Here is a 16,700-nt window from a genome sequence, read left to right as displayed (position 1 = left end):
CGCGGCGGCTCTCACAGCCGCGGCAGGATCCGCTCGAAGAACTCCCGGTCGCCGTCGAAGACCGGGTCCATCGCGAGGAACTCCTCGGCGGTGACCCAGCGGGCCTCGCTGACCTCACCCGGGTCGGCGACCACCTCGTCCGTGCCCGCCTCAGCGGTCCACCAGTGCAGGCGGAAGACCCGGTCGTCGGTCTCGGACTCCCAGACCTTCGCCAGCGGGAAGACAGTCAGGCCGACCTCCTCGCGGACCTCCCTGACCAGCGCCTCTTCCTGGGTCTCCCCCGCCTCGAGCTTGCCGCTGAGGGGTGCCCAGTAACCGGAGCGCCGCGCCTCGGGGCCACGTTTGATGACGAGCACCCGGTCGGCGCGCCGGACCACCGCGACGATCGCCTCCCGCTGGGCCATCGGATCCCCGATCAGGTCTGGGGGCGGCCGGTGGCCACCGCGTAGAAGGCGACGGCTGCCGCCGCACCCACGTTGAGGGAGTCGACCCCGTGCGCCATGGGGATCCGCACCCATTCGTCCGCGGCGACCAGCGCCTGGGTGGACAGGCCGTCGCCCTCCGCACCGAGCATCAGTGCGACGCGGTCCATCTTGTGCGGCGCCGTCTCGTCGAGGGTCTTGGCCTTCTCGTCCGGGGTGAGCGCGAGCAGCGTGAAGCCCGCCTCGCGCACCGACTCCAGGCCCTTGGGCCAGGTGTCGAGGCGCGCGTACGGCACCGAGAAGACCGCGCCCATGGAGACCTTCACACTGCGGCGGTAGAGCGGGTCGGCGCAGTCGGGCGACAGCAGGACCGCGTCCATCCCCAGGGCCGCGGCGGAGCGGAATATGGCACCGATGTTGGTGTGGTCGTTCACCGACTCCATGACCACGACCCGGTGGGTGGCCGCCAGGAGTTCGTCCGCCGTCGGCAGCGGTTTGCGCTGCATGGAGGCGAGCGCGCCGCGGTGCACGTGGTAGCCGGTGACCTGCTCGGCCAGTTCCGGACTGACCGCGTACACGGGGGCGGGAAGTTCGTCGATGACGTCCCGCATGACGTCGACCCACTTGGCGGACAGCAGCATGGAACGCATCTCGTAACCGGCGTCCTTGGCCCGTCTGATGACCTTCTCGCCCTCGGCGATGAACAGGCCCTCGGCGGGTTCGCGCTTGCGGCGCAGCTCCACGTCGGTCAGACCCGTGTAGTCGCGCAGGCGCGGGTCGTCGGGGTCCTCAACGGTGATGAGATCGGCCACAGGGTGATACTGCCTTGTCCTGGGAGCGGTGCCAACGGCTGGAACGGGGCGGGTTACCCCGGGTTACTCGACGGGTCGTGGCCCTGCCTTCACGACCTCGCCGATGACGATGACGGCCGGGGGCTTCACGCCCTCGGTCCGCACGGTCCCGGCGACCGTCGCGAGCGTCGCGTCGACGCGACGCTGGGCGGCCGTCGTGCCCTCCTGGACCAGGGCGACGGGGGTGTCGGGTGCCTTGCCGTGGGCGACGAGCGTCTCGGCGATCTTCCCGATCTTGTCGACACCCATGAGGATCACGAGCGTGCCGGTGAGCCTGGCCAGCGAGGGCCAGTCGACCAGCGAACGCTCGTCATCAGGGGCGACATGGCCGCTGACCACCGTGAACTCGTGTGCGACACCGCGGTGGGTGACGGGAATGCCGGCCGCGCCCGGCACCGAGATCGAGCTGGAGATGCCCGGGACCACCGTGCAGGGGATGCCCGCCTCCGCGAGCGCCTGGACCTCCTCCATGCCGCGGCCGAACACGAACGGGTCGCCGCCCTTGAGTCGTACCACCGACTTGCCCTGCTTGGCGTGCTCGATCAGCGCGTTGTTGATGGCCTCCTGGGCCATGAAACGGCCGTACGGGATCTTCGCCGCGTCGATCACCTCGACGTGCGGCGGCAGTTCGGCGAGCAGGTCCCGGGGGCCGAGACGGTCGGCGATGACCACGTCCGCCTCGGCGAGCAGGCGGCGGCCGCGGACCGTGATCAGGTCCGGGTCGCCGGGGCCGCCGCCGACCAGCGCGACGCCGGGAGTGCGGGTGCGGTGGTGCGGAGCGACGAGCGTGCCGTCTCGCAGGCCCTCTACGACGGCGTCGCGGATGGCGGCGGTGTGACGGGGGTCGCGGCCCTTCGCCTCGGTGGTGAGGACGGCGACCGTGACGCCCTCGCTGTGACCGGTCGCGGGGGTCCAGGCGGTGGCCGCGTCGGCGTCGTCGGAGCGCACGCACCACACACGGTGGGCCTCGGCCTCCGCAGAGGCCCTGGCGTTCGCCTCGCGGTCGCTGGTGGCGATGAGGGCGTACCAGGTGCCCGCCAGGTCCCCGGGCTCGTACGGGCGCCTCAGCCAGGTGATCTCGCCCGCGTCCGCCATGGCCTCGACCGACGGGGTCGCCTCGGGGGACACGAGGTGGACGTCCGCGCCGGCCGCGATCAGCGCGGGGAGGCGGCGCTGGGCGACCTGACCGCCGCCGAGGACGACGACGCGGCGGCCGGAGAGACGGAGCCCTACGGGGTAAGGGGGGTGTTCGGCCATGGAGGTGCGGCTCCTCGTCCAGGCGGTACGGATGGGGGCCTCTGCGGCTTTGGAGCGGCCCTGACGTGGGAATTTTATGCGCAGCAGGAAGCCCGGGGCCGGGCACCCCGGGCTTCCCTCGGCACCTACTTCTCGGTTACCCCGGCCGAGTCGAACGTCGCCACCTCGTGCATCGCCCTCGCCGCGCTCTGGACGAGCGGCAGCGCAAGGAGCGCACCCGTGCCCTCGCCCAGGCGCAGGTCCAGGTCGACCAGGGGGCGCAGACCCAGCTTGTTGAGGGCGGCAACGTGGCCGGGCTCCGCGCTGCGGTGGCCGGCGATGCACGCCGCGAGGACCTCGGGGGCGATCGCTCGGGCCACCAGAGCGGCGGCGCCCGCGCTGACCCCGTCCAGGATCACCGGCGTGCGCAGGGACGCGCCGCCGAGCAGCAGGCCCACCATGGCCGCGTGCTCCAGACCGCCGAACGCCGCCAGCACTCCGATCGGGTCGGCCGGGTCGGGCTGGTGGAGTTCGATGGCGCGGCGGACCACCTCGGTCTTGCGGGCCAGCGTCTCGTCGTTGATGCCCGTCCCGCGGCCCGTCACCTCGGACGGGTCGGTGTCCGTGAAGACGGCGATCAGAGCGGCCGAGGCCGTCGTGTTGGCGATGCCCATCTCGCCCGTGAGCAGCGCCCTGTTGCCCGCCGCCACCAGGTCACGGGCCGTCTCGATACCGACCTCGATCGCCTGTTTGACCTCCTCGCGGCTGAGCGCGGGGCCGGTCGTCATGTCGGCCGTGCCCGCGCGGACCTTGCGCGGCAGCAGGCCCGGGGTGGCGGGAAGGTCCGACGCCACGCCCACGTCGACGACGCAGACCTCGGCGCCGACCTGGCCCGCGAAGGCGTTGCAGACAGCGCCGCCACCGAGGAAGTTGGCGACCATCTGGGCCGTCACCTCCTGGGGCCAGGGTGTGACGCCCTGGGCGTGGACGCCGTGGTCACCGGCGAAGATCGCGACGGCCGCGGGCTCCGGGATCGGCGGCGGGCACTGCCGGGACAGGCCGGACAGCTGTGCGGAGATGATCTCCAGCATCCCGAGCGCGCCGGCGGGCTTGGTCATGCGCTTCTGCCGCTCCCAGGCCTCGCCGAGCGCCTTGGCGTCCAGCGGGCGGATGCCCGCCACGGTCTCGGCGAGCAGGTCGTGCGGCGCCTCGCCGGGCAGCGCGCGACGGCCGTACGTCTCCTCGTGCACGACCCAGGACAGGGGGCGGCGTTTGGACCAGCCCGCCTGCATCAGCTCGGGCTCCTCCGGGAACTCGTCGACGTAGCCCACGCACAGGTAGGCCACGACCTCCAGGTGCTCGGGCAGGCCGAGCGCGCGGACCATCTCGCGCTCGTCGAAGAAGCTGACCCAGCCGACGCCGAGGCCCTCGGCGCGGGCTGCGAGCCACAGGTTCTCGACGGCGAGGGCGGAGGAGTAGGGCGCCATCTGGGGCTGGGTGTGCCGGCCGAGCGTGTGGCGGCCGCCGCGGGTGGGGTCGGCGGTGACCACGATGTTGACCGGCGTGTCGAGGATGGCCTCGATCTTCAGTTCCTTGAACTGCTTCGCCCGGCCCTTGGGCAGGGACTTGGCATACGCCTCGCGCTGACGCTGGGCCAGTTCGTGCATGGTCCGCCGCGTTTCGGCGGATCGGATCACGACGAAGTCCCACGGCTGGGAGTGGCCCACGGAGGGCGCCGTGTGGGCGGCCTCCAGCACACGCAGCAGCACGTCGTGCGGGATCGGGTCGCTGCGGAAGCCGTTGCGGATGTCGCGGCGCTCGCGCATCACGCGCAGCACGGCATCTCGTTCGGCGTCGTCGTATCCGGGTGCCGCCGGGCCGGTGGACTCTCGTACTTCTTCCACTGCGGCCGTGCTCTCTTCCTGGTCGGCGGCCCTGGTGTCCAGGTCCTCCGCCTGCTGTGCGACTACGGGCTCCGCTTCCGCGACGAGCGGCTCCGGGGCGGGTGACTCGCCCTCGCGGGGGGCGGGAACGATGGCGGCGGGCTCCTCCGTCACCGGAGCGGTGGCCCGCGGGTCCTCCTGCCCGACGGCCGCCGGAGCGGTCTCGTCGGCGATCTGCTGCTCCTGGGCGGGCAGCGACGGCAGGCTCAGGGCGTGCGGCGGGGTCGGGGCCAGATGCGGGGTGGTGGGCACGTTGCCGTCGACGGGCACGAACTGCCCGAGCGAATGGTCCGCGGGGAACTCGGGGGCGGCACCGGGGGCGTCCGCCGGCTCACCGTTCGCGGGCTGCTCGCCATGTGCCTGCTCGCTGTGGGCCCGGCCGAGGGACGCCTCGGGCGCCACGGCCTGCGCGGCGACGCCCACCGGCACCGCATGGGAGGGTTCGGCGACCGCGGACGCCTCCTCGGCGGCAGGCTGCGGCTCGGGCTCCGCGAACTGTGCCGCGGCATGCGGGATCCCGAACGCGGTGCCGGCGACCGGCACGGGCTGCGACGCGGGCGCCTGCTGGTCCGGTACGGGGGCCACCCCCGGGTCCTGGGCGTGCTGGGCCGGGTCGGGCGCGACGGTTTCGGGAATCTCGGGGGACGGCGCCATGATGCCGGAGGAGTCAAGGGTCTCGACCGCATGGTGGGACGCGCCTGCCTCGGAAGCGGACGCGGCCACCTCGGCGTGCGGCACGTCGCCCGCCGGAAGTCCGGTGTCCACTACGAGCGCGAAGGGTGCGGCGTCCTGCGCGGCGTCCGGCGTCGGCACGGATTCCGGGGCCTGGGCGGCGACCGGAGCGGGCGACCCGTCCGGCGCCGGGGACGCGACGGCTGCCGGTTCGGGGAGCTGTGGGCTCCGATGGACCGGTGAACCGTCCAGGGCGTGTCCTGCCTCGGTGGCCGGTCCGGCCCCGGGGACACCGAGCGCGCCGTCGAACTCCGGTACGGCGTACGCGGCGTACGCGGCCGGCGGGACGTCCGACGGTGCCGTCGGCGCGAGCAGGGCGTCCTGCGGCACGCCCGCCGCGTGCGGCGGCTCGGAGCCGAGGGGGCCGTCGGGACCCTGGAACGCCTCGGAACCGGCCTCAATCGCCTGCCCGTGCAGCGTCCCGGTCCCCTCCGGGGCCACGGCGACGGCCTCGCGAGCCATCGGCGCCGGCACCGGCTCGGGCGCCGGTGCCGGAACGACCGTTTCCGCAGCGGTCCCCTCGGAGCCTACCGGGGGCACGGTCTGCGTCTGCGGCGGGGCTCCCCACGGCACCGCGCCCTGCGGGGAGTTGTCCCCGAGCTGCGGCACGTCGAGGTATTCAGGGCCGGTCGTCGGCGGCCCCGAGGGGCGCAGCGGGGCGTCCGCCGGGCCACGGTCGGAGAGCGAACGCACCAGGCTCGAGGAGGTGTCCGGGGTGGGCGGGCCGAGGTGGAGCGGACGGCGCGGCGTCGCCGACTGCGGAACGGGCGCCGGGGGCGGCGTACGGACCGCGCCGACGTCGATCGAGCCGCTGTCCCGGCCGGCCGTCTCATGCGGGCCGGGCTCGTGCACGAACGGCGCCGGAGCCGGGTCGGGCTGCGGCAGTTCGTTGCCCCACGCGCCCTGCTGGCCTGGCATCAGGAGCAGGTCGTCGTCTTCGGCAGGAGTGTCGGAGTGGTCGAGGTAGGTGTACGCGCCCGGCGCGAGGACGCCCGGCTGCTCCACCATGCCTGCGTTCTCCGGCATTCCCTCGCCCGGGACCTGGCCGGTGTCGGTCATGCGTACCCCTCGCCCATCGGTTTAGTGCTTCTACGGCCGGCTCGCCCGGAACGGCGCGCCGACCGCCCGCAATGAAGAACGAGCGTGCGTGCCCAGCGGCACGAACGACCCGCCAACAATGACGACAAAGCCATTGAACGGCATTCTCCCGGTCGTCCTTCCGTCGCGGCGGGTTGATCCGCGACGGCCCGCTGTGGGCTGCGCCACGTTGCGCGCCCTCCGGTGCTCCGTACCACACCTGCCCCAAAAAGGGCGCGCTTTCCGGACATTGACTGACGACGTGCCGGATCACCCAAGTGCGGTACAACGGTCGGCCAGCCTACCGCGCCGGTAGGACAACCGGATCACGGGGCGCGTTCGGCCAGTCGCCCGCTGAGCAGGAACGCGACACTCCGTTCCTTCTCCGTCCAGGCCCGCGTGTCGAGTTCGACGGACTGCAGCAGGGCGCACTCGACGTCGTATCCGTGCTCCGACAGGTCCCTTCCGACGAGTTCGGCCGCGTCGCGGGTCGCGGCGTGCGCGACGATGCGCTGCGGACGGCGGTCGGCCACGGCCGACACGACCGCGGCTCCCCCGCCCCCGACACGTACGACGTCGGGTTCGGGCAGGTTCTCCAGGATGTGCGGGGCGGTGCCGTGCACCACCTGGAGCTGGACTCCGAAGCCGCGGCCTGCGGCGGCCGTGCGGCCGCAGGCGTCCAGGTCGCGGTCGACGGCGATGACGGCGGCTCCGCAGCGGGCGGCCTCCACGGCGAACGCTCCGCTGCCGGCGCCGATGTCCCACACCAGGTCGCCGACCCGGGGTCCCAGACGTGCGAGTTGGGCGGCGCGCAGCAGATCCGTTTCGCCTTCGCCGAGTCCGCCGCCGTACGCCTCGGCGGGCAGCGCCCAGCCGCGCGGTCCCGCACCCGGGTCGCGGCCGGCGATCCAGCCGCCGCCGTCGGCCGCCGTCACGGGTCCGCCGATGACGATGACCACGTTGGGGTCGCGCCAGGTGTGGTCGGCGGCCTTGTCGGAGGTGACGACGGTGACCTGTTCGCGGTCCGTGCCGAGCTCCTCGCAGATGACGAAGGTGCGGTGCACCCCGTCGAGGAGCAGGCCGAGCTCGGCGGGCCCGGCGCCCGGAGAGGTGAGAACAGCGACCTTGGTGTGGGCCCGGCATACGTTCACCGCACGGCGCAGGGTGCGGCGGTGTGCGACGACCACCTGTGCGTCGTCCCAGGGCATCCCGGCACGCGCGAAGGCGGCGGCCACCGAGGAGACGGCCGGCACCACTTCGACCTCGAGTCCGAACTCAGGGTCGCGCAGGGTGCGTACGACGCCGAAGAAGCCCGGGTCGCCGTCGGCGAGGACGACGGCGGTGCCGCGGTGGGCGGCGATGCGGCGGGCGGCGAGGGCGACGCTGCCGAGGCGGATGCGCTCGGCCGTCACCGGAACCTCGGGCAGCGCGAGGTGGTGGGCCGCGCCTGCGGCGAGCGTGGCGGCCCCGAGGGCGGAGCGCGCCGCGGCGGTCAGCGGCGAGCCGTCCCAGCCGATCACCGTGACCCGGTCGGCCATCGTCGTCAGTCTCCAGGGGTCTTCGCAGGTCGGCAGGGGCCAGCCCGCAGGCGGGCCCCGTGAGGGTACCTGGTCGGGCTGTACGGCAGGGCGCGGGCCGTGTCGCTTCGGTTCAGTTCCAGTCCGAGAACGACGTGAAACCACCCGAGTCCGCCAGGTGCTCGCCCACGCCTTCCAGGTCCTCGGGCAGCAGGCTCCAGACGATGAGGTCGGTGCGGACGTCGTTCCACTCGCCCTCCTCGCTCTTGGCCCGGGCTATCCAGGCGCCGCGCAGGACTCCCTCGCTGATGCAGCCGATCTTCTGCGCGACCTGCTGGGAGGCGGTGTTGTCGGCCGCGGTGCGCAGCTCCAGCCGCTCGAACTTCTGGTGGTGGAAGACCCACTGCGCGGTGGCCAGGGCCGCCTCGGAGGCGTAGCCCTCTCCGCGCGCCCAGGGGGCGATGACGTAGGCGATCTCGGCGGAGCGCACCCGCCAGTCGGTGTGCTGCAGATGCACCGTGCCGACCAGGCGCTGGGTGAGGAACTCGGTGACGGCGAAGACGATGCCACGGCCCTCGGTGCGTTCTGCGGGGGCGAGTTCGGTGATCCAGGTGCGGGCGTCGGCCTCGGTGTACGGCTGGGGCACGGAGGTCCAGGCGGTGACCATCTCGTCGTTCATCATCTCGGCGAACGCCTCGATGTCCGACTCCTCGAAGGGGCGCAGTACCAACCGCTCCGTGCTGATGGAGATGTTGGGAAAGGTGCCAGTCATGCGCCGCTCCGTAACCTTCGGAAAACCTTCAGGGCCTGCTGAACTGCCCAGCATGCAGCATGAAAGCACTGAAGCACACCACGGGGCCCTCCCCACCGCCCCAGGAGCGTGAAGAGGACCCCGGAGTGGGTCAGAAGGACGGGATGACCGAGCCCTGGTACTTGTCCTCGATGAACTTCTTCACCTCGGGCGAGGTGAGGAGCTCGGCAAGCTTCTTCACGCGCGGGTCCTTCTCGTTGCCCTTCTTCACCGCGAGGAAGTTGCCGTACGGGTTGTCAGTCGCCGACTCCAGGACGAGAGCGTCCTTGGCGGGCTTGAGGCCCGAGGAGATGGCGTAGTTGCCGTTGATCACCGCGGCGTCGACGTCGTCCAGGGAGCGCGGGGTCTGGGCCGCCTCCAGCTCCTTGAACTTCAGGTTCTTCGGGTTCTTGGTGATGTCCTGCGGGGTCGCTTCGTTGCCCACGCCGGTCTTGAGCGTGATGAGCCCGTTGGCGTCGAGCAGCTTGAGCGCCCGCGCCTCGTTGACCGTGTCGTTCGGGATGGCGACGGTCGCACCGCTCTTCAGCTCGTCGGCCTTCTCGACCTTGTGGGAGTACAGGCCGAGCGGCTCCAGGTGCACCGTGACGACGGGCACGATGTGGGTGCCCTTCTTCTTGTTGAAGTCGTCGAGGTAGGGCTGGTTCTGGAAGTAGTTGGCACCGACGGATCCGTCCTCGGTCGCCGTGTTCGGCGTGACGTAGTCGGTGAACTCCTTGACCTCCAGGTCGAGGCCCGCCTTCTTCGCCAGGTTGTCCTTGACGTAGTTGAGGATCTCGGCGTGAGGGGTGGGGCTCGCGGCGACGACGAGCGGGCCGCTGTAGTCGGAGGAGCCGACGGAGCTCTTGCCGGAGCCGCAGGCGGTGAGCCCGAAGGTGAGAACTCCGGCGGCGAGGACGGCGGTGGTGATCTTAGCGGTGTTACGCACGAAAAGTGCCTTTCCTTATGGGTGGTGCGACCCCTCGAATCAAGGGGTGTCGGCGCGAAGCGCCGTCGGTGAGCGGCGGTGATCGGGCGAGGGGTGGGGGACGGGGAGATCGAGGGCGGCGGTCTCAGGCGACGTTGCTCACGTCGGCCGTGGCGGTCTCGGCGGCGGCACCCGGTCCGGCGGGCGCCTTGTCCCTCAGCAGCCGCAGCCGGGGCGCGGCCGACGAGCGGCCGCCACGCCGGTGCAGTGCGCGTGCCGCGTAGTCGCCGGCGAACTGGATGAGCGAGATGACGACGGCGAGAATCGCCACGGTGATCCACATCATCTGGGTCTCGAAGCGCTGGTAGCCGTAGCGGATGGCGATGTCGCCGAGGCCGCCGGCGCCGACCGTGCCGGCCATCGCCGAGTAGCCGATGAGGGCGACGACCGTGGTGGTGGCGGAGGAGATCAGCGAGGGCAGGGACTCCGGTACGAGGACCCTGCGCACGACGGTCCAGGTGTTGCCGCCCATCGCCTGGACGGCTTCCACGAGCCCGCCGTCCACTTCGCGGACGGCCGTCTCGACGAGGCGGGCGAAGAAGGGGATCGCGCCGATGGCGAGAGGCACGATGGCGGCCTCCCGGCCGATCGTCGTACCGGTGAGGGTGCGCGTGAAGCTCATCAGCGCCACCATCAGGATGATGAACGGCATAGAGCGGGCCACGTTCACGACCTGCCCGATGACCTTGTTGGCGGCGACGTTCTGAAGGAGTCCGCCGCGGTCGGTGAGTACGAGCAGGATGCCCAGCGGCAGGCCGCCGACGACCGCGATCAGGGTGGACCAGCCGACCATGTAGAGCGTGTCCCAACACGCCTGGGACAGCAGGGGCTGCATCTCGGACCAGGTCACTTGGCACCTTCCTTCACCAGCTCGAGCCCCTGACCCAGCACGTCGACCTGCAGACCTTGTTCGCGCAGGAAGCCGATCGGCACGACGTTCTCCTCGTGGGGACCGGGCAGTTCGATGCGCATCCGGCCGACCTGCTTGCCGCCGACGGTGTCCATCGCGGCACCGAGGATCGAGATGTCGATGTTGTACGTGCGCGAGAGCTGCGAGATGACGGGCTGCGTGGCCGCGTCGCCGTGGAAGGTGACGTCCACGACGGTGCGGTCGTCCCCGGACACTTCGCCGCTGACCGGGAAGAGGGCGGCGGCCAGTTCGGAGCCGGGGGTGGCGAGGAGTTCGCTGACCGTGCCGGACTCGACGATGCGGCCCTTCTCCATGAGCGCGGCCGAGTCGCAGATGCTCTTGACGACGTCCATCTCATGGGTGATGAGCAGGACGGTCAGGCCCAGTTGCCGATTGAGGTCGCGCAGCAGCTGGAGGATGGAGCGGGTGGTCTCCGGGTCGAGGGCGCTGGTCGCCTCGTCGGAGAGCAGCACCTTGGGGTCACCGGCGAGGGCACGGGCGATGCCGACACGCTGCTTCTGACCGCCGGACAGCTGGGCCGGGTAGGCCTTCGCCTTGTCGGCGAGGCCGACGAGGTCGAGGAGTTCGAGGGCCTTGCGGGAACGTTCCTTCCCGGACTTGCCGAGGATCTCGAGAGGCAGCTCGATGTTGTCCTGGACGGTGCGTGAGGACAGCAGGTTGAAGTGCTGGAAGACCATGCCGATACGGCTGCGCGCCTGCCGGAGCTCCCTGCCGGCACGCGGTCCGCGGTCGGCGAGCGCGGTGAGGTCCCGGCCGGCCACGGTGACCGTGCCGGAGGTGGGGCGCTCCAGGAGGTTGACGCAGCGGATGAGCGAGGACTTGCCGGCACCGGACTGGCCGATGACGCCGTACACCTCGCCCTCGCGTACGTGCAGGTCGACGCCGTCGAGGGCGGTCACCTCGCGGCCGCGGGAGCGGTCGGCCCGGTAGATTTTCGTCAGGCCCGATGTGGTGATCACTGGGGTTTCCGTCACTGTCGAGTGCAGGGCGTGGGTGTGCGCCGGGCACGGGTGCATGCGTGAGAACGCGGCACGGTTCTCGTGATGGCGATCGAACCGGGGAGAACGTGTGCGCGGAGAGGCTCAGTCACGTACGCGGCAGGCGTACGGACACGCCACGGCGGTCTCGCTTCGGGGCGCGAGGCTCTGGGTGGTGCAGGGGCCCTCTAGCAGGCGCACATTCGACACATACAGCGAGCACCGGGCGTCATGGTCGCCTCGGTCGCAAGGGTGCGGCTGCTCGTCGTGGTCATGAGACCAAGTAAAGCAGACGCACAGCCGCACCCGGTTCCGGCTGTCCGAATAGCGGACAGCCGTGGGCGCATTCAGCCGCGTACGGAGATCTCCACCGTGCGGGCAGCGACCAGGGCGGACACGGCCGAGAGGTCCTTCACCACCAGATCGGCGTCCAGTTGGTGGGCCTGGTGTGTTGTGGCCAATGCCACGGTGGTCATCCCGGCTGCGCGGCCGGCCGCCAGGCCCGCGGGGGCGTCCTCGAAGACGACGCAGCGGGAAGGTTCGACGCCCAGCTCACGGGCGGCGAGGAGATAGGGCTCGGGGTCGGGCTTGCCGCGGCTGACGTCGTCGGCAGCGACGAGGGTCTTGGGCCGGATGCCGACGGCCTCGAGCCGGGCCTCGGCGAGGCGGCGTGTTGCGGAGGTGACGACGGCCCAACGGTCGGCCGGCAGCGCGTCCAGGAACTCCCGGGTGCCCGGAAGCAGATGGACACCCCCGTTCGGCACGTCCTCGACCTCGAGTCGCTCGATACGGGCGACGGCCTCTGGGACGACGTCGGCCGACAGCAGGTCGGCGGCTATCTCCACAGCCGTGCGACCGTGGAGCTCGATGCTCCCGAACTCCTCCGCGGTGACCCCGTACTCCCGCGCCCATTGTGTCCAGCACCGCTGGACCGACTCGAGGGAGGAGACGAGCGTCCCGTCGTTGTCGAACAGCAGGGCGTCAGCATGGATCTTCATACCCTTGACCCTACGGAGACAGTCCGGGGGCGAGCGCATCGGGTCTTTTGGACCGTAATAGGGTCACGGCATGCTTGATGCCCTGACGCTGGTGACCGGTGTCGCCGCGCTGTTGCTCGCCGCCTGGTGCGGCTGGGCGGCCCACCGTGATCAGCCCACGAAGGACTGGCACTTCATCGGCATGGCCGTGGTGACACTGCTGGCCGTGATCCAGCTGGTCGTGGGCATCGTCCAGCTGGCACGCGGCGAGAAGCCGGGACAGGGCACGACGATCTTCGTGGCGTATCTGGTCGGTGCCGTCGCATGCATCCCGGCGGCGGGATTCATGTCGCTGGCGGAGCGCACGCGGTGGGGCTCGGTGACGGTCGCGGCCGGCGGTGTGGTCCTCGCCGTGCTCGAGGTGCGGCTCCATGACATCTGGGGAGGCTGAGATGGCGGCCACGGAGGAGAAGCCGGCGAGGACAAGGCTCGTCGGCGGTCCCGGCATGCTGCTCGTGTGGCTGTACGGCGTGATGGTGGTCGGCGCGGTGTCGCGTTCGGTCGTACAGATCTCGACGCAGTTCGACAAGGCCCCGCTGGCGTACTCCCTGTCCGCGGTCGCCGGAGTCGTCTACGGCTTCATCACGTACTCCCTGGTGCGCGGCGGCGAGACGGCACGCAGGGCGGCGCTGGTGTGCTGCGCCGCCGAGCTCGCGGGCGTGCTCACGGTCGGCACCTGGACGCTGGTCGCACCGTCCGCCTTCCCCGACGCGACCGTGTGGTCGGACTACGGCATGGGGTACGTCTTCATCCCCGTTCTGCTGCCGCTGTCGGCCATCTACTGGCTCCGCAAGGCCGGCACACCCGGGCAGCCGGACGCGGCCTAGTCCCCCGCCTCCGGACGTTACGCCGTCGTCGCGTACGACCCCGACCCCACCGGAGCCTGCTTCTCCAGGACGATCATCGGGACGCCGTCCTTGCCCTGGGACGTGCCGACCGCCTCGTAGCCGACGCGGCGGTACAGGCGGAGGTTGCCCTCGCTGCGGTGGCCCGTGCTGAGGCGAAACTTCTTCGCGCCGCGCTCCTCCATCAGCGCCGCCTCCGCGGCGCGCAGCAGCCGGGCGCCGATGCCGTGACCCTGCAACCGCGGGTGCACACACAGCTTGCCGATGGACGCGGCGCCGTCCTCGGTCACGCTGCCGCGCACCGAGCCGACCACCTCATCGCCCAGCCGCGCCACGAACACGCAGTCCGAGGCGACCTCCTCACGGACCGAGTCGAGGCTCTGGACGAGCGGGTCGATGCGGTAGTTCCCGTACAGCGCGGCCTCGCTCTGGAAGCACAGGTACTGCAGCCTGAAGATCTGCTCGGCGTCCTGCTCGGTCGCCACAGAGATGGTCACGCTCATGCCCATGTGCGCACGCCTCCCGCTCACCTGATCGCCGGTTGTCCCTCACTCCTATCCCCGCGGTTCGCAGGCCGCAACCTCCGCCGTCAGCAATCGGCGCAGACATTCCAGGCATTTGGAGCGTTCCGGGCCGAGACTACCCTGTGAGATACCCAACTCCCCTGCGATTTCCCGATAGGTGAGGTCCTGGGGAGCGAGCAACGCCGCAAGGAGACGGGGACAACGGCCGGGAAGGCGGCGAACTGCCGCGTGCAGGGCCCGGCGGCGGGCCGCCATGAGCGCCTGCTGCTCGGGACCGTGGCCCGTGTCGTCGGCCGGCTCGGCGCGGTAGGGCAGTTCGAAGCGGGAGGCGCGGCGCGCGCGGCGCGCCTCGGAGCGGACAGCCCGGCGCAGCCATCCCTGCGGGTCGACGAGCGGCCGGTCGGCCGCGAGCCGTTCCAGGAGGCGTAGCCACACCGCCTGTTCCAGATCGCCCGGCTCCACCCCGCACCCAGGTGCCTCCGCCGAAGCCTCGGCGGCGAGCAGGGGCCGCAGGACCGTGAGCATCTCGTGGGTCATGTCCGGCGTGACGCGGCCGCCCCGGCTACGGGTTGCCGGGGCGGCCGAGAGTCACGCGAACCGGGGTGAGCGCGTCGCTCGTTGACGTGGTCGGCGGTTCAGCCGCGCAGGAAGTCCTCGCGGGCGAGCAGTCCGGTGTCGGCGTTGTCGGTGAAGACGCCGTCGATGCCGGTCGCGAAGTACGCCTTGAAGGCGCCGAAGACGTCGCCGTAGGCGTCCGCGTCCGTCCCCTTGCGGAAGTCCGCGGGAAGGAACGGGTTCTCGTTGCGCATCGTGTACGGGTGCAGGATCAGGCCCACCTTGTGCGCGTCGGAGACGAGCGTGGTCGGCTTGCTGAGGTTGCCGTTCGCGTCCTTCGGGATGACGAGGTCGAGGGTCGGGCCGATGCCCTGCGCGTAGCCGGCGATCTCCCTGAGGCCCTTCGGCGTGATCAGGTCGGCGACCGTGCGCGGGTCGCCCGCCTCGACGAAGTCCCAGGGGCGGGTGTTCGCGCCGGACAGCAGGACGACGAGCGGGTTGTCGACGAGCTTGTTCAGACGCTCGATGCTGCTGGGCTCGAAGGACTGAAGGATCACCGGCGAGTTCCGCTTGTCCTTGCCGTACTTGCGCAGCAGCTTGGCGACCCGCTCCTCCAGGCCCAGGCCGAGCTTGCGGAAGTAGGTGGGGTGCTTGGTCTCGGGGTAGATCCAGACCTGCTTGCCGCGCTTGCGGGTCTGCTCGTCCTGCCACTGCAGGACCTCTTCGAAGGTGGGGATCTCCCAGCGGCCGTTGTAGAGCGTGTTGTGCGGGCGGTTGGCCGGGATGCGCTCGACGGCCCGCAGCGTCTTCAGCTCGGCGAGCGTGAAGTCCTCGGTGAACCAGCCGGTGGTGGACACGCCGTCCAGGACCTTCGTCTTCTTGCGGTCCGCGAACTCCGGGTGGTCGGCGACGTCCGTGGTCCCCCCGATCTCCGGCTCGTGTCGGCACACGAGGTGGCCGTCCTTGGTGGGCACCAGGTCGCCGGCCTCGACGATGTCGGCGCCCAGGTCGAGGGCCAGCTGGTAGGAACCGAAGGTGTGTTCCGGCCGGTAGCCGCTGGCTCCGCGGTGTCCGATGATCGTGGGCACGGGCAGGCTCTTGAGCCCGTCGCCGTGCCGCGCGTCCGCTCTCGCGGCGCCGGGCAGTCCGAGGACCGCTCCGCCCGCGCCGAGCACCGCGGCACCGAGCAGCGCCCGCCGTCCCGTGCCTCGTCCCTGCTCGTACGACTCCTGCGTCCCCATGAGGTCCTCCCACCACTCTGTCGAAGCGGGTCGATCGTAGGTGCGTACGGATGACGGCCGGGAGACGTACTCGGGAACGCACGGCGGACTTGGGCCGTCCTACTGGATGCATGGATGACGGCCTACAGGACACCCGAGATGACGGCCCGTCACCCGTCGGCGCGGTGTATGTCACACCCGTCCGGCGGATGACGAACGTGCAACACGACGCCACCGTAGGTAAACACTCGTCAACGACGCGTATCCACTACGTGACCCGATGTGCGACACGCCGGGGGTCACGAGTATCGTCCTCACCTGCACAGACTCATACCGCATCCCTTGACACCGGAGGGCCCGTTGTCCCGCTTCGCGCTCATCAAGGCAGTGCTCGGACCGATCATGCGCCTGATGTTCCGCCCGCAGGTGGAGGGCGCGGAGCACATCCCGGGCGACGGCCCGGTCATCCTGGCCGGAAATCACCTCACCTTCATCGACTCGATGATCCTGCCGCTGGTCTGCGACCGTCAGGTCTTCTTCATCGGCAAGGACGAGTACGTCACCGGCAAGGGCCTCAAGGGCAGGCTGATGGCCTGGTTCTTCACCGGCGTCGGCATGATCCCGGTCGACCGCGACGGCGGGAAGGGCGGCGTCGCGGCGCTGATGACCGGGCGTCGCATCCTCGAGGAGGGCAAGGTCTTCGGCATCTATCCGGAAGGCACGCGCTCCCCTGACGGCCGCCTGTACCGCGGGCGCACCGGCATCGCGCGGCTCACTCTGATGACCGGGGCGCCTGTCGTGCCGTTCGCGATGATCGGTACGGACAAGATCCAGCCGGGTGGGTCGGGGATGCCGCGGCCGAGCAAGGTCACCGTCCGGTTCGGTGAGGCCATGGAGTTCTCGCGGTACGAGGGGATGGACCGGGACCGGTATGTGCTGCGGGCCGTGACCGACTCGGTGATGACCGAGGTCATGAGGTTGTCGGGGCAGGAATACGTGGACATGTACGCCACGAAGGCCAAGGCCGCGTAGCGCCTCCGGCGGTTCTGCGGCACTTC

At 71.0% G+C, this 16,700-nt stretch carries 16 protein-coding genes; 3 read left to right on the top strand and 13 right to left on the bottom strand.

Features of this window, described 5'->3' with window-relative positions:
* Positions 1–11: 11 nt before the first annotated feature.
* The 10 genes from ACZ3TS_RS08115 to ACZ3TS_RS08070 form a co-directional block, all read right to left on the bottom strand.
* Positions 12–404: an NUDIX domain-containing protein gene (locus ACZ3TS_RS08115; protein WP_467614745.1), complete on the bottom strand. Its 393-nt coding sequence runs from the start codon at positions 402–404 to the stop codon at positions 12–14.
* Positions 405–415: 11 nt separating this feature from the next.
* The gene (locus ACZ3TS_RS08110; protein WP_467614743.1) at positions 416–1,234 is read right to left on the bottom strand and encodes a TrmH family RNA methyltransferase; all 819 of its coding nucleotides are present in this window, start codon (positions 1,232–1,234) and stop codon (positions 416–418) included.
* A gap of 63 nt (positions 1,235–1,297) precedes the next feature.
* Positions 1,298–2,530, bottom strand: coding sequence for a uroporphyrinogen-III C-methyltransferase (cobA, locus tag ACZ3TS_RS08105; protein WP_467614740.1), 1,233 nt, complete (start codon positions 2,528–2,530; stop codon positions 1,298–1,300).
* Positions 2,531–2,655: 125 nt separating this feature from the next.
* A complete protein-coding gene (gene cobT, locus ACZ3TS_RS08100) occupies positions 2,656–6,243 on the bottom strand; it encodes a nicotinate-nucleotide--dimethylbenzimidazole phosphoribosyltransferase (protein ID WP_467614738.1) in 3,588 nt (1,195 codons plus the stop codon).
* Between the two features lie 344 nt (positions 6,244–6,587).
* Positions 6,588–7,799 carry a precorrin-6y C5,15-methyltransferase (decarboxylating) subunit CbiE gene (gene cbiE, locus ACZ3TS_RS08095; protein ID WP_467614735.1) on the bottom strand — a complete coding sequence of 404 codons (1,212 nt, stop codon included), beginning with the start codon at positions 7,797–7,799 and terminating at the stop codon, positions 6,588–6,590.
* Positions 7,800–7,911: 112 nt separating this feature from the next.
* Positions 7,912–8,550 carry a GNAT family N-acetyltransferase gene (locus ACZ3TS_RS08090; RefSeq protein ID WP_467614732.1) on the bottom strand — a complete coding sequence of 213 codons (639 nt, stop codon included), beginning with the start codon at positions 8,548–8,550 and terminating at the stop codon, positions 7,912–7,914.
* Positions 8,551–8,680: 130 nt separating this feature from the next.
* A complete protein-coding gene (locus ACZ3TS_RS08085) occupies positions 8,681–9,514 on the bottom strand; it encodes a MetQ/NlpA family ABC transporter substrate-binding protein (protein WP_467614729.1) in 834 nt (277 codons plus the stop codon).
* 124 nt (positions 9,515–9,638) lie between these two features.
* On the bottom strand, positions 9,639–10,403 hold the full coding sequence (locus tag ACZ3TS_RS08080) for a methionine ABC transporter permease (RefSeq protein ID WP_467614726.1): 765 nt from the start codon (positions 10,401–10,403) through the stop codon (positions 9,639–9,641).
* Positions 10,400–11,500, bottom strand: a complete 1,101-nt coding sequence (locus ACZ3TS_RS08075) for a methionine ABC transporter ATP-binding protein (RefSeq protein ID WP_467614723.1) — start codon at positions 11,498–11,500, stop codon at positions 10,400–10,402. The genes ACZ3TS_RS08080 and ACZ3TS_RS08075 overlap by 4 nt, the downstream gene beginning before the upstream one ends.
* 308 nt (positions 11,501–11,808) lie before the next feature.
* The gene (locus tag ACZ3TS_RS08070) at positions 11,809–12,459 is read right to left on the bottom strand and encodes an HAD-IA family hydrolase (RefSeq protein WP_467614721.1); all 651 of its coding nucleotides are present in this window, start codon (positions 12,457–12,459) and stop codon (positions 11,809–11,811) included.
* Between the two features lie 70 nt (positions 12,460–12,529).
* Here ACZ3TS_RS08070 and ACZ3TS_RS08065 point away from each other — a divergent pair, with 70 nt between their 5' ends.
* Positions 12,530–12,889, top strand: coding sequence for a hypothetical protein (locus ACZ3TS_RS08065; RefSeq protein ID WP_467614718.1), 360 nt, complete (start codon positions 12,530–12,532; stop codon positions 12,887–12,889).
* Between the two features lies 1 nt (position 12,890).
* Complete coding sequence (locus tag ACZ3TS_RS08060; RefSeq protein ID WP_467615147.1) at positions 12,891–13,325, top strand: hypothetical protein; 435 nt, start codon at positions 12,891–12,893, stop codon at positions 13,323–13,325.
* 17 nt (positions 13,326–13,342) lie between these two features.
* Here the strand turns inward: ACZ3TS_RS08060 and ACZ3TS_RS08055 are convergent, their stop codons facing one another.
* The 3 genes from ACZ3TS_RS08055 to ACZ3TS_RS08045 all read right to left on the bottom strand — a co-directional run bounded on the left by ACZ3TS_RS08055 (position 13,343) and on the right by ACZ3TS_RS08045 (position 15,663).
* Positions 13,343–13,852: a GNAT family N-acetyltransferase gene (locus ACZ3TS_RS08055; protein ID WP_467614715.1), complete on the bottom strand. Its 510-nt coding sequence runs from the start codon at positions 13,850–13,852 to the stop codon at positions 13,343–13,345.
* 45 nt (positions 13,853–13,897) lie between these two features.
* Positions 13,898–14,404 carry a sigma-70 family RNA polymerase sigma factor gene (locus ACZ3TS_RS08050; RefSeq protein ID WP_467614713.1) on the bottom strand — a complete coding sequence of 169 codons (507 nt, stop codon included), beginning with the start codon at positions 14,402–14,404 and terminating at the stop codon, positions 13,898–13,900.
* 98 nt (positions 14,405–14,502) lie between these two features.
* Entirely contained in the window at positions 14,503–15,663 is a 1,161-nt protein-coding gene (locus ACZ3TS_RS08045) for a glycerophosphodiester phosphodiesterase (RefSeq protein WP_467614711.1), read from the bottom strand.
* Positions 15,664–16,002: 339 nt separating this feature from the next.
* Between ACZ3TS_RS08045 and ACZ3TS_RS08040 the strand changes: the two genes are divergently transcribed.
* Entirely contained in the window at positions 16,003–16,674 is a 672-nt protein-coding gene (locus tag ACZ3TS_RS08040) for a lysophospholipid acyltransferase family protein (RefSeq protein WP_467615144.1), read from the top strand.
* Positions 16,675–16,700 lie beyond the last annotated feature (26 nt).

Source organism: Streptomyces sp. NPDC022910 (assembly GCF_055561075.1).
Note: the sequence above shows the minus strand (reverse complement) of the source record. Positions and strands in the feature narration are given on the sequence as shown.

Bases quoted from the DNA above. Each gene is read 5' to 3' on its own strand.
- ACZ3TS_RS08115 (WP_467614745.1), bottom strand. From the start codon at position 404: ATGGCCCAGCGGGAGGCGATCGTCGCGGTGGTCCGGCGCGCCGACCGG.
- cobA (WP_467614740.1), bottom strand. From the start codon at position 2,530: ATGGCCGAACACCCCCCTTACCCCGTAGGGCTCCGTCTCTCCGGCCGC.
- cobT (WP_467614738.1), bottom strand. From the start codon at position 6,243: ATGACCGACACCGGCCAGGTCCCGGGCGAGGGAATGCCGGAGAACGCA.
- cbiE (WP_467614735.1), bottom strand. From the start codon at position 7,799: ATGGCCGACCGGGTCACGGTGATCGGCTGGGACGGCTCGCCGCTGACC.
- ACZ3TS_RS08090 (WP_467614732.1), bottom strand. From the start codon at position 8,550: ATGACTGGCACCTTTCCCAACATCTCCATCAGCACGGAGCGGTTGGTA.
- ACZ3TS_RS08075 (WP_467614723.1), bottom strand. From the start codon at position 11,500: ATGCACCCGTGCCCGGCGCACACCCACGCCCTGCACTCGACAGTGACG.
- ACZ3TS_RS08070 (WP_467614721.1), bottom strand. From the start codon at position 12,459: ATGAAGATCCATGCTGACGCCCTGCTGTTCGACAACGACGGGACGCTC.
- ACZ3TS_RS08065 (WP_467614718.1), top strand. From the start codon at position 12,530: ATGCTTGATGCCCTGACGCTGGTGACCGGTGTCGCCGCGCTGTTGCTC.
- ACZ3TS_RS08060 (WP_467615147.1), top strand. From the start codon at position 12,891: ATGGCGGCCACGGAGGAGAAGCCGGCGAGGACAAGGCTCGTCGGCGGT.
- ACZ3TS_RS08055 (WP_467614715.1), bottom strand. From the start codon at position 13,852: ATGGGCATGAGCGTGACCATCTCTGTGGCGACCGAGCAGGACGCCGAG.
- ACZ3TS_RS08050 (WP_467614713.1), bottom strand. From the start codon at position 14,404: ATGACCCACGAGATGCTCACGGTCCTGCGGCCCCTGCTCGCCGCCGAG.
- ACZ3TS_RS08045 (WP_467614711.1), bottom strand. From the start codon at position 15,663: ATGGGGACGCAGGAGTCGTACGAGCAGGGACGAGGCACGGGACGGCGG.